This is a genomic window from Bacillus sp. AFS037270 (assembly GCF_002585305.1).
The window spans coordinates 40,188-52,647 of record NZ_NUNF01000069.1; the positions used below are offsets into that span (position 1 = coordinate 40,188).

12 protein-coding genes and 1 pseudogene are annotated in these 12,460 nt (G+C 40.5%); 4 read left to right on the top strand and 9 right to left on the bottom strand.

All coding sequences use genetic code 11. The annotated features are described in order from the left end of the window. The first annotated feature begins 80 nt into the window (after nucleotides 1-80). Nucleotides 81-239, top strand: a complete 159-nt coding sequence (locus COD92_RS32320; RefSeq protein ID WP_176541265.1) for a hypothetical protein — start codon at nucleotides 81-83, stop codon at nucleotides 237-239. A 199-nt stretch (nucleotides 240-438) separates the two neighbouring features. Here COD92_RS32320 and COD92_RS26760 read toward each other — a convergent pair whose 3' ends face one another. The 3 genes and pseudogenes from COD92_RS26760 to COD92_RS26765 all read right to left on the bottom strand — a co-directional run bounded on the left by COD92_RS26760 (nucleotide 439) and on the right by COD92_RS26765 (nucleotide 2,372). Then, nucleotides 439-954, bottom strand: coding sequence for a DinB family protein (locus COD92_RS26760; protein ID WP_098531384.1), 516 nt, complete (start codon nucleotides 952-954; stop codon nucleotides 439-441). 229 nt (nucleotides 955-1,183) lie between these two features. Further along, nucleotides 1,184-1,306, bottom strand: a pseudogene (locus COD92_RS33055) (hypothetical protein); the annotation flags it as partial. A gap of 58 nt (nucleotides 1,307-1,364) precedes the next feature. Then, nucleotides 1,365-2,372, bottom strand: coding sequence for a ketoacyl-ACP synthase III (locus COD92_RS26765; protein WP_098531383.1), 1,008 nt, complete (start codon nucleotides 2,370-2,372; stop codon nucleotides 1,365-1,367). Nucleotides 2,373-2,675: 303 nt separating this feature from the next. On the opposite strand from COD92_RS26765, the gene COD92_RS26770 reads away from it, so the two are divergent. Together COD92_RS26770 and COD92_RS26775 are read left to right on the top strand one after the other, a co-directional pair. After that, nucleotides 2,676-3,155 carry a hypothetical protein gene (locus COD92_RS26770; RefSeq protein WP_098531382.1) on the top strand — a complete coding sequence of 160 codons (480 nt, stop codon included), beginning with the start codon at nucleotides 2,676-2,678 and terminating at the stop codon, nucleotides 3,153-3,155. Nucleotides 3,156-3,382: 227 nt separating this feature from the next. After that, a complete protein-coding gene (locus tag COD92_RS26775; RefSeq protein WP_098531381.1) occupies nucleotides 3,383-3,679 on the top strand; it encodes a c-type cytochrome in 297 nt (98 codons plus the stop codon). An 88-nt stretch (nucleotides 3,680-3,767) separates the two neighbouring features. On the opposite strand, the gene COD92_RS26780 is transcribed toward COD92_RS26775, so the two are convergent. The 6 genes from COD92_RS26780 to dapA all read right to left on the bottom strand — a co-directional run bounded on the left by COD92_RS26780 (nucleotide 3,768) and on the right by dapA (nucleotide 10,705). Then, nucleotides 3,768-4,466 carry a FadR/GntR family transcriptional regulator gene (locus COD92_RS26780; protein WP_098531380.1) on the bottom strand — a complete coding sequence of 233 codons (699 nt, stop codon included), beginning with the start codon at nucleotides 4,464-4,466 and terminating at the stop codon, nucleotides 3,768-3,770. A gap of 134 nt (nucleotides 4,467-4,600) precedes the next feature. After that, nucleotides 4,601-5,728, bottom strand: coding sequence for a glycerate kinase (locus COD92_RS26785; RefSeq protein ID WP_098996671.1), 1,128 nt, complete (start codon nucleotides 5,726-5,728; stop codon nucleotides 4,601-4,603). A gap of 235 nt (nucleotides 5,729-5,963) precedes the next feature. Next, entirely contained in the window at nucleotides 5,964-7,316 is a 1,353-nt protein-coding gene (gudD, locus tag COD92_RS26790; RefSeq protein WP_098996672.1) for a glucarate dehydratase, read from the bottom strand. A gap of 101 nt (nucleotides 7,317-7,417) precedes the next feature. Next, complete coding sequence (gene garR, locus COD92_RS26795; RefSeq protein ID WP_098531377.1) at nucleotides 7,418-8,326, bottom strand: 2-hydroxy-3-oxopropionate reductase; 909 nt, start codon at nucleotides 8,324-8,326, stop codon at nucleotides 7,418-7,420. Between the two features lie 130 nt (nucleotides 8,327-8,456). Beyond that, nucleotides 8,457-9,782 carry a gluconate:H+ symporter gene (locus COD92_RS26800; protein ID WP_098996673.1) on the bottom strand — a complete coding sequence of 442 codons (1,326 nt, stop codon included), beginning with the start codon at nucleotides 9,780-9,782 and terminating at the stop codon, nucleotides 8,457-8,459. A 26-nt stretch (nucleotides 9,783-9,808) separates the two neighbouring features. Then, a complete protein-coding gene (gene dapA, locus COD92_RS26805; RefSeq protein ID WP_098996674.1) occupies nucleotides 9,809-10,705 on the bottom strand; it encodes a 4-hydroxy-tetrahydrodipicolinate synthase in 897 nt (298 codons plus the stop codon). Nucleotides 10,706-11,270: 565 nt separating this feature from the next. Here dapA and COD92_RS26810 point away from each other — a divergent pair. Then, complete coding sequence (locus COD92_RS26810) at nucleotides 11,271-12,314, top strand: CdaR family transcriptional regulator (protein WP_176550478.1); 1,044 nt, start codon at nucleotides 11,271-11,273, stop codon at nucleotides 12,312-12,314. The last annotated feature ends 146 nt before the right edge of the window (nucleotides 12,315-12,460 follow it).

Consider the following 12,460-nt stretch of genomic DNA (forward strand, 5'->3'; position numbering starts at 1 on the left):
TTCCGAAGGTTACCGTCATAATTTAGCGAATGATGGAATATAGATAGTATCACTCAACTAACTATAAGGGTGGTATTGGAATGAATAAAGAAATTGTACGTTATGACGGGAAGCTTTTTATGGTTATCTATAAATATAGTTCCGGCTATTGGGAAATTAGAGAGAAGGACAGCAAATTTAATGTGCAGCTGGTACATGAATCGGAAGTTCAAGCTGTTGAAGAGACCGTTACCTTTTAAGGTGACGGTCTTTGACATGCTCCGTCTTAAGAAAATTGGACTTTTACTCTTACTCTGTTTATATGTTGTTGAAAAACCGGTTGAGGTCTATGTTCAAACTGCAGTAGAAACGTTCTTGAATAAGCCGGTTTCCTATCCTGACGGACTGCAGGAATTTAGCAATACGGTGAATAAAAGGTTTCTGCAAACCTTAGAAATGCTATTTTTTTGTATTCATTGCATACAAATAAACAACATAATCAGTCATAACCCCAGAATAGCCTAACTGTCGCAACATAGCTGTTATATTCCCACGATGATATGTTCCATGATTAACAACATGCTGAACCAATTCAAAAAAATTGGTTTCCAGCCGACCAAAAGCAGGATGCTCTGGGGAAATTGATTGATCAAGGTTCTCTTGACGATCGAAAAATGCTTTATATCGCTCGGATAAGTTAAAGAACATCCTCTGCATTTCATCTATACCTTTTCCTTTTGTTGACTCCCTCAGTTGTGTCCTTAATTTTGCGATTTCATCAAAACTATCACCGGACATGACCCATAACCATATGGTATCGGTAGCGTAAATATGCGCTACCACTTCTGATATGGAAGAAAAAACACTTTGAATCTCCTTATGGTAAATATCCTTTGGCAGTTCTTTTAAATGCTCAAACACTCTTTGATTTGCCCACACGTGATAATCATACAATTGTAATGCATGAGGCTTCATTGGAATTTCCTCCCTATTCTGAAATTTGTAACCTATATAGGTTATTCCCCATTGTTTTCTAAAACACCTTCAAAAAAATTAGCGTGCCATGTACTTTCATCATGACACGCTTTTTGAAACTTTATTATAACAAAACAAATTAAACACTGATCCTTGTTACAGGAATGCGCCCGATTGCTGAATATGAAAAATATGAAAAAGCTACAAAAATGGCATCTCAGTTATTTTACTAAAGTACCATTTGAAAGAAAGTAGCTATACCTTTCCCTTTTCCGATTGGTCCTTCTACACGGGTGATTTCAACCTCAAGACGGGGTTGGTCTCCCGGTCTAACTTTTTGTTTAAAACGACAAAGCAACATTAAAACCTCCATTGTGCCATCATTTTTTCTAGGTAATAGTCAAAAGACTTCACAATGGTGTTGGCGCTGTGACTTGTTGATCAAAATTTATTTGTAAAAGTTGCCCAGCATGAACCAAACCAGCACCAAAACCATACATTAGAACATGGTCTCCATTTTTGACTTTCCCCTCACGGATTCCAAGGTCAAGTGCTAAAGGAATTGTAGCAGCAGAAGTATTTCCAAAGTTGATCAAGCTATATAGAGTTTTTTCCATTGGGTATTTTAATTTTTCACAAATTGGCTCTATTAAACGTAAGTTAGCACTGTGAGGTATAAACCAATTAACTTGATCTAAACACGTTCGCGTTTTTTCTAAAATCTGTCTAATACTATCGGGAACATTCCTTACAACCCATCGAAAAACTTCTCTACCATTTTGTACAAGATATTGCGTATCTATTAACTCAATCTCATTGACCCTTTTTGATAGTCCAGAACGATATACATGTTGTGCTCCTCTTCCATCACTTCCCAGATGGAATCCAATGAAACTTTTTGATTTTTCATCCCTTTCAACTAATACAGCTCCAGCACCATCACCAAATAAAATACATGTACTTCTATCGGTATAATCTGTAATTTTTGAGATTGTATCTGCTCCAATGACTAGTACCTTTTTGTGGAGACCAGAAGAAATTAAACTGTGTGCTGTATGTAATGCATAAACAAATCCTGCACATGCTGCACTTAAATCTATGGCACCTGTTTGGGATATTTTCAATCGGTCCTGTATAATACTTGAGACAGATGGAAATGGAAAATCCGGTGTGCTTGTTGCCACAATAATCATATCTACATCTTCGACAGTTTTATGATATCTTTGCATTAAATCTTTTACAGCAGAGACACACAAGTCACTGGTAAATTCATCAGGACGGGTTATTCTACGTTCGTGAATTCCGGTTCTTTGAATAATCCACTCATTATTTGTATCAACCATTTGCTCAAGGTCAATATTTGTTAATCTTCTTTCGGGTACATATGTCCCTATAGCTGTAATTCTTGCCCCTATCATTCACTCCACCTCTATTTATTGTTAGTTGGTATTAATACCTGGTACTAATTATAACCATATTTATCCTTTTTTCAAGAAAAAGAAGGCTTTCCTTAAAAATAAAGCCATAGCGCTTGTCTAAGTTAATAATTGCTTCCATTTGTTGTAGTAAATACAATCCAATAATACCCTCTAATTCTAATTATTCTGTAAAAGATTTAGTAATCTGGTCTGGTTCTGCATATTAAATATACATTTCACGCAGTATATAACCCTTACCAATAGCTAAAAATAACCATACAAAATTAAAGGGGTAAAAGGTAAATGCAGCAATTTATAGAGAATTTAGACTTAGGAGCAAAGGGATTATGGTTTCCTGTTACAGCAAGTATTTTATTTGCACTAACAGCCCTAATAATCCCAAAAAAAAATATTTCTTGGAGAGAAATTTATATTACATTTGGGGTAGTAGGGTTTGTTACTTGGTTTAGCGATGGGCTAATTGCCAGGGAACTCGACCTTTTTGATGTTGGGGACCCGAATAAAGCTGGAATTGGAGATGTTCTTAGTTATACCTTTATTCCAACCTCACTTGCAATACTTTTTTTAAATTACCTTACAAAGAATAATAAATGGAAATTGACATTATATTTCACTTTAATTGCACTTTTAATAGAATTTGGGATGGTCTATGTTGAATATATGAAATTTAAAGGATGGAATTGGTTAGTTTCAATTATTGTTTTTCTTCTTGCTTTCGGTTTTTTATTACCAATTCATATTAAGTTAATTAGAAAAGAGTAACTTATTCTAGATTTTATAAACCCTCAGTCACCTACTTGAAAAGCCATTTTTAGATTTGCCAAAGGGATTATCACAGTTTCTACGGTAAAAGAAGACGGTTGTCACACCGACCCACACTTTACCAATTGTACGAAAACTTTCATCTTTCAAACCCTATTTCCAGCTTTATACACTTTATAATCATGTTAGGAACAGTTCTTTTCTATCTATGATTATGGAGGATCTATATGAAAAAAATCTGGGCAGTGGTGGGCTTATCACTTGTATTATTGACTGGCTGTTCATCTAAGGCTGCGGATAAGACGGAAGCATTAGATGGAGAGACGCTTTATGGAAATAAGTGTTCAGCCTGTCATGGCGGTAATTTAAAAGGTGCTGTCGGACCATCTGTTTTAAATATGAGCAGCAAATATTCAGAAGACGAATTATTTAAGATGATCACCGAAGGGTCAGATAAAATGCCAGGACATCTTCTGACGGATGATGAATCTAGAGTCGTTACTAAGTGGTTGATGAAGAAATAGTATCCATATAAACCATAATGCAAATACAATTAAAGGTGTCAGGCACCATGTGAATTTTTCACATGGTGCCTGACACCTTTATTCTTTACTAAATCCTAGTCCCTTTCAGTACCTTCTGCCGGACATAATCGAGGTGAAGGTACATTTGGTGGAAGGCTTCAAAGGGGTCACGGTTGGCCAGTGCTTCATAAATCGCGGTATGATGGCGGACCGTCCGCTCCGGTTCACGGACCTTAATCTCACTATTAATCTTCACCAGCGTCACGATTAATGAATCAATCATCCCTTCGACAATCGGATTATCGGCACTTAACGCGATAATGCGGTGAAATTCCATATCGGCTTCCCCATAGTTACCATCTTGACAATTCTCGATGATTTCAATCGTCTGCTTTAATCTTGCGAGCTCTTCCTCACTAATTTTCTCAGCCGCCATCGTAATGAGCCCTAACTCCAATGCCATCCGGGCCTCTACCAATGCCTGCAGATTATCATGTGCTAAAGCCAGCATGACCGAAAAGGGGTGGCTGCTGATTTTATTATTAAAAAATGTCCCCTCCCGCGTTTTACGGGTTATAACGCCCAGGGACTCTAAGGAACTAAGCGCCTCACGCAGCACAGGACGGCTGACTTCTAAGATCTCCAATAATTCCATTTCTGTAGGCAGCCTATCTCCTGGCTTGAGCTGGCCGCTAATTAATAGCTGGACAATACTCTCCATTACCTGCTTTGATAATGTATGACGCTGAACGATTTCAACATTTATTTTTTTCGAAGGGTCTTTCATATTAGGCTCCTCGGGTCACAATCTAATTTGTAATCTCTTCCATTATTACCTTAAATGAAAAAAGGTTCAAGTTATAGATTCCACTTGGCTTCTAAAAAAATAGCTGCCAAGAAAACTTGGCAGCATCATCAAATTTATACCTTTAATACGCGGCAGATATTTTCTGCTGCAAACTCAATATTGGCCTCTCCAGCTTCCAAAGCATCCTCTAAAGAGGTCACACCTGTCAAAATACCAATAATCGCCGTAAACCCGTTCTCATACAAAGGCTCAACACCTTTGCCAATTCGGCCGGCAAACGCAATCACCGGGATAGAATACTTCTTTGCAATCTTCGCTACGCCATATGGAGTCTTCCCAAAAAGTGTCTGCCCATCAATACTGCCTTCTCCTGTAAACACATAATCCGCACCTTGGACGCGCTCCTCAAGGCCGGTATACTCTATCACAAGGTCGACACCCTTTTTCAACTGAGCATTTAAAAAGGCCATCAACCCAGCACCAAGTCCACCGGCTGCTCCGGCACCCTCCATATGAGCGATATCCTTACCCAGCTGCGCATTCATTACTTCCGCAAAATGAGCTAAATTTTGATCAAGGACCTGCACGACCTCAGGAGTTGCCCCTTTTTGGGGACCAAAGATGGCGGAGGCGCCGTTTTCACCAATTAACGGATTGGACACATCACAGGCCACGTCCATTTTGACATTTTTTATTCGTTCATCCAAGCCGCTTACATCAATTGTATGAAGCCGTTTCAAGGCACCGCCGCCAAATGATAGCTCTTCACCATGTTCATCTTTAAAAGAAACACCCAGTGCCTGAAGCATTCCTGCCCCGCCATCATTAGTTGCACTGCCGCCGATTCCGATTAAAAACCGGCTGACACCCTTGTCCAATGCATGCTTGATTAATTGCCCGGTTCCAAAAGTAGTCGTCAATAGAGGATCGCGGTCTTCAGGTTTAAGTAATTCCAATCCACTTGCACTTGCCATTTCAATAACAGCGGTTTGCCCTTCTCCCAAGAGACCGTATTCGGCAATAACCTTCTCGCCTAGCGGTCCAAGCACCTCGGTCTTGATGATCTCCCCGTTTGTCATACTGACGAGAGATTCGACCGTGCCTTCCCCCCCGTCAGCCATCGGAACAATCACACATTCCGCATTAGGAAAAACCTTCCGGACCCCTCTTTCCATTGCAAGGGCAGCATCTTTCGCCGTCATACTCTCTTTAAACGAATCAGGCGCTAGTACAAACTTCATAACCATCTGTCCTTTACGGTTAATTTGAAAAATTTTTTATAAAAGAAGGGTGACCAAGCAGTCACCCTATTTGTATTTAGAGAATTATCTAGATTCAGCGCCGAGGGACCCGGGTCAAAGACCATTCCTTCAATAAGGCTAAAGAGCAGCCCTTTCACCGGGCCGAATGCAGCCTTGCGTCCCTAGGAAAAAATAACTGCTTTTTTCCCTGATCAAGGCGCTTCCACTTTTCTTTTTATCGAACCAAACATGGGCGCTTGTTGTCAAACTTCCAGCCCGGGATGTAGAATTGCATTCCGACAGAGTCGTCACGAGAATTTAATCCCATATTGTTATATAATTCATGAGCCTTCATGATTTGATCCATATCAACTTCTACCCCTAAGCCTGGCTTATCAGGAATCGTTAAATGTCCGTCAACAATTTGGAATGGATCCTTCGTCAAGCGCTCAATGCCTTCCTGCCAAATCCAGTGTGTATCAATCGCCGTGATTTCACCAGGTGCTGCCGCTGCAACATGGGTAAACATCGCAAGGGAGATATCAAAGTGGTTATTAGAGTGAGACCCCCAAGTTAGGCCCCAATCATTACACATTTGCGCTACACGCACTGAACCTTGCATCGTCCAGAAGTGCGGATCCGCAAGCGGGATATCCACTGATTGCAGGGAAATCGTATGACCCATTTGCCGCCAGTCCGTAGCAATCATGTTGGTTGCTGTTGGAAGACCTGTTTGTCTTCTAAACTCAGCCATCACTTCACGGCCAGAATACCCATTTTCCGCACCGCAAGGATCTTCCGCATAAGTTAGAATTCCATGCATATCTTTGCAAAGCTCAACTGCTTCTTTCAATGACCATGCACCATTTGGATCAAGGGTAATTCTTGCATCTGGGAATCTTTCTTTTAGTGCCTTAATCGCTTTAATTTCTTCTTTCCCTTCTAACACGCCGCCTTTAAGTTTGAAGTCTTTGAAGCCATAAAGGGCTTGTGAAGCTTCGGCAAGACGGACAACCGTTTCGGGAGTTAACGCTTCTTCGTGCCGGATACGGTACCATTCCACCTCAGAATCAGGGTTGCTGTAATAAGGAAGATCCGTCCGATTGCGATCGCCAATGTAGAACAAGTAACCAAGTGTCTTTACCTTGTCACGCTGCTGGCCTTCACCTAGAAGAGCAGCAACTGGAACATTTAAGTGCTTTCCTAATAGGTCAAGCAATGCAGCCTCAATCGCAGTAACAGCATGAATCGTAATCCGTAAGTCAAACGTTTGTAAACCGCGGCCAGCTGAATCACGTCCGGCAAATTCGCTTCGTACTTTATTTAAGATATTATTATAGTTACCTATTGATGAACCGATTACAATTGCTTTTGCATCTTCAAGTGTTTTCCGAATTCCTTCGCCGCCAGGTACTTCACCAACACCGACATTTCCATTGCTATCTTTTAAGATGACAATATTTCTTGTAAAATAAGCGCCGTGTGCACCGCTTAGGTTTAAAAGCATGCTATCACGGCCTGCAACCGGATATACTTCCATTTCTGTCACAACTGGAGTAGCACTAATTACTTTCTCAACTGTATTCATGGGGATTTTCTCCAATCAAAATGGTTTAGTTTTGTTAAAGGAGAGAACATGGCTTCATTTATTGCCACGTTCTCCATAATGTTTTTTCAATAAGGAATGATTTAACGAGAAACTTCAACGTTAGCTAACTTTTCATAGTATTTTAATAGACTGCTGTGGTCTTCAAATTCATGACCATCTACTTTCAGTGCATACATCATTTCTAATACAGCTGCTGTTAATGGAGCTGGAGCGCCGAACTCATGGCTCGTTTCCATTGCATTTGTTAAATCTTTAATGTGTAAGTTGATTCGGAAACCTGGGTCGAAGTTACGGTCTAGCATCATTGGCGCTTTGGCATCTAATACTGTGCTTCCAGCTAAACCGCCGCGAATAGCTTGATAAACAGCTTCTGGATTTACACCAGCTTTTTGCGCTAACACGAATGCTTCCGATACAGCTGCAATGTTTAAGGCTACGATGACTTGGTTAGCAAGCTTTGTGACGTTACCTGCACCAATTTCACCAACATGGACAACAGATCCAGCCATTGCGGCTAATACCTCTTTCACTTCTTCAAAAACTTCTTTCTTACCGCCAACCATTACAGAGATGGTTCCATCAATTGCCTTTGGCTCGCCGCCGCTGACAGGTGCATCTAGCATTTCAACGCCTTTTTCAATTAAAGCACGATACACTTCTTGAGAAGCAGCTGGTGCGATGGAACTCATGTCAATGTAAATTAATCCATCACGTGCGCCTTCAATCAGCCCGTTTTCTCCCAATGCAACAGCTTTTACGTTTGGAGAGTTTGGAAGCATCGTAATAACGATATCTGCTTTTTCAGCGATTGCCTTTGGCGTTGTTTCTACTTCAGCTCCTAGTTGTTCAAGTTCTTTGACTGCATCCTTATTAAAATCACTAACGATTAACTGGTATCCAGCTTTGATCAAGTTTTTGCTCATCGGCTTACCCATAATTCCTAATCCAATAAATCCAATTTTCTTCATTATTACTTCACTCCTACAGATTTTTTTATTTAAAGAGAGTACAAGATTGTACTTTTCTTGTTAAAAATTTTGACACCATGGCGGGCAGCAAACTCCCAACTTAATGGAACATATTTATGGATTTACTGCCCGGTTGACTCAAAAGAAATTATTATCCTATAAACATATTGAGAATTAATACACCGATTAAACCAATGATGGCAAGTGCGGTTGTATAGGTTGTTCTTATTTTAATAGCTTCGGGAACCGATAAATTGAGGTATTCCTTAAACATCCAGAATCCTGGATCGGTTACGTGAGAGAAAGCAATACTTCCGCATGTAACGGCAAGTGTCATTAATTCCATGCTAATTCCTGAGCTTTGAGCGATTGGTAGTACCACTCCAGAAGCAGTCATTACCGCAACCGTTGCAGAACCAAGAGCAATCCGTAAGAGAGCCGCAATGATCCAAGCTAGGATGATTGGAGACATGTTCCAGCCCGCTGTTATATCTTTGATGTAGTCAGCAATACCACCATCAACTAGTACTTGCTTAAAGGCACCGCCTGCACCAATAACCAAAATGATCATGGCCATTGGCTTAACCGCATTGGAGCAAGACTGCATCACATCTTTAAGTGGGCGGCCTATTCTAGGTCCTAGCAGCCACATAGAGATTAAGAGAGCAAGTAATAAAGCCATTTCAGATGAACCGAAGAAATCCATTGCGTGCCTAACACCGTTACCCTCTGGTAAAAATAAAGTGCAAATCGCATCAGCAGCCATTAGTACGACTGGAATAAGGGCAACGAAAATACTTGATCCAAAGGATGGCATTTCTTCTTCTTTAAACGTTTTGTTCGTAATAAGCCCATCTGGAATGATTGGGTTAATCTTTTTAACAAATGGAAATCTAGTCCAGGTAAAGGCGATAAAAGTAGCCGCTGGGATCGCAATAATTAAGCCGTATAAAAGTGTCAAGCCCATGTCGGCATGGAAGACGCCAACAACTGCTGCAGGTCCCGGATGCGGCGGGAGAAAACTATGACAGGTTGATAACCCGATCGACATTGGTAAAGCAACCCATAATAGATTTAACTTTGTTTGACGAGCAATAACGAATACAAGTGGAATCAATAAGACAAAAGCGACTTCGAAAAACATGGTAATGCCAAGTACAAATGCAGCGATTAAGATAGCAGCTTGAATCCGTTTAATTCCCATTTTGTCTACTAAACTAGTAGCAATCCGCTGTGCGGCTCCCGCATCAGCCATTACTGTTCCAAGCATAGCCCCGATGCCAACAATAAGAGCCGTCCCGCCCAGCTGACCTCCAAGACCATCACCAATGGTTTCCCAAATTTTATCCAATGGCATTCCAACAAGCAAACCGACAAATATAGAAGTTAAGAGAAGTGCAATGAATCCGTTCATTTTCAGCGGAATCATTAAAACGAGTAAAAGGATAACGGCTAAGGCAACATACAATAATGGCATGTTATTTCTTCCTTTCCCTTAGGAAATTAATAGGTTTGGTAAAGTTCTAAATCTTTTAAAACATTTTCCAAAATCTTTCTGCTCTCTGGATTCATCTCTGCTGCAGGAGCAAATGCATAGCCCACATCTATTCCTACCATTCTTAAACCTTCTTTTAACACAACAGGGAATGTTGCTTTGTCTACGGCTAAGCGTAACGGAGCCAGTTTAAACTGCAATTCTAGTGATTTTTGATAATCGCCCGCCACAAACGTATTGTAAATATCTGCTACTAATTTCGGAGCGATATTTCCTGTGCTTGCGATGGCACCAGTGGCACCGTGACATAGACCTGCATAAATGAGTGTGTCGCGTCCAAGTAAAACGGAAAATGATTCACGAGGAGTTACCCTTAAGTACTCAACCGTTTTCGTCATATCTCCGCTTGAGTCTTTAATTCCAATAATGTTGTCTACCTTACTGAGTTCTTCACAAGTCTTCACATCAATTTTCACTTGGGTACGAGCTTCGTTTCCATAAAGAATTATGGGTAAGTTTGTTGACTTGGCAATTGCTTTAAAGTGCTCGGCTAACTCCGTTTGGGTGGGTGACATAAAATATGGAGTAAGGACAGATAATGCTGACACGCCGCCAATTTCTTCAACCATTTGAGCTGTTTGAATACAGTCTCTCGTGGTGATTTCACTAGCCCCACAATAAACAGGAACTCTTCCAGCAGTGTGATCCACTGTTACTTCCACGACACGGCGTTTTTGCTCAGGTGTTAAACCGTAAATTTCGCCGCTCGATCCTAGAATAAATAATCCATGGACACCACCTGCAATGGTGTAGTCGATGACATTTCGTAATGCCTCTTCCATCAATTGACCGTTTTTATCTAATGGTGTGACTAATGCGGGGATAACCCCTCTTGGCTTAAACATTTGTTAAACTCCTCCCAGCTTTAAGATTCTTGCTTTGGACATAAAAAGTTAATAATAATAGTGCATTTGTGAATCCTTTCACATATTCTGTTTCTATAAAAGATTATTATTTTACGACAAATCCTATTTCCAACTTCGTAATCATAATAACCTATACTCTGTAAACAAATATGCGAATGGTATGACAAATTAATGACATGTGATGATTCATTCTTCGAGTTCGTGAATCACTTCACATATCTATAGTAAACGGTTTCGGTGAAAATATCTTCGTTCAGTTTGATAAAGTTTATCTGGTTGTTTTTAGTCATTTGACCAAAAATACTTTTAATATGTGTCAAAAAAGTGAATGTTTATCAGTCAAGTGACTAATTCTTGACGTTTTATCAGACGTACTAAAAACTTTTTTGTTTATTTTAGTAACCGTTTACATTATTTATTGTATAATTGTCTTACAAATAAATCATCATTCAAATTGCTAATAATCGTTGTATTTTTTTGGGCAATTAAACAAATATTTCGAGGAATACTTTAAAGCTAGTAAAAATGGATGGAGGGAACTCAGGTGAAAATCAACCAAGCTTTAGCACAAGTGATCGCCGATAAAGTCATGAAAGTCATCCCCTATAATGTCAATATCATGGATGAAATTGGGTTAATTATTGGCAGCGGCGCCCCGGAAAGGATCGGCACCTACCATCAAGGAGCGGTTTCTGCAATCGAGCAGGGAACCATCGTCTCGATTTATCATTCGGAGGGAGGCTCCCAGCCAGGCGTAAATATGCCCATCCATTTCCGCAATAAAATAATCGGCGTCATCGGAATCAGCGGCGACCCCAATATTGTCGGGCCGTTTGCAGAATTAGTCCGGGTTACCGCTGATCTATTAATCAACCAGGAATTTCTTTTTAGGGAACGGCGCATTCAAGAGCAGATGAAAGAGGAATTTTTGTATCAATGGGTGTTCCGCAGCGAGGAATATGACCCCGGGATGCTCAGCAGCGGGGAAGCGATTGGAATTAATTTAACTTTAGAGCGTAAGGCCATTGTGGTGAAGGGCCATATCCCAAAGGAACCATATCTGTTAGAGCAGGAGTTTTCTTTTCGGCTCAACCAAGACACCATGCTTTTTGTAGTCCCAAGTGATAGTGATGTGGTGAAAAGAATCGAGAAGATCCAATCCCCGGATAAGATAAAGATTGGTATCGGCAGCAACTATACCATTGTGTCTAAGTCTGTTCATGAGGCCCGGCGTGCGATTGAGATTGTGGAACGGATGGAGCTCCCGCAAACGATTTGCGTTTATCAAGAGCTAAAGTTTATTGACTACCTAACCAATAAAGATATCTCTTTTACCGAGATCACTGATATTTATAAGGAACTTGATGAACATCCTAAAGGGCAAGAGCTGATGGAGACCTTGATTTGCTTTATTAAAAACAGCGGCGACATGAATGCCATTTCGAAGGAACTTCATATCCATCGAAACAGCTTGGCTTATCGATTGCAAAGGATTGAGGTCCTAACCAATAAAAATCCGAAAAACTTTATGGATTTGTTCCAGCTTTTCACGGGCTATATCCTTTATAAAATGCAAAAACAGCCATAACATCGCGGGGGAGTCATGTGGGGTGAAAAAGGAAAAAGTCAATCGGACCATTGACGACTGTCTTTGGATTATTTGAGCAGTTTGGGTCGTCTATCGAGGCTATTGACGACCGTCTTTGGATTTTCAGAGCAGTTTGGGTCGTCAAT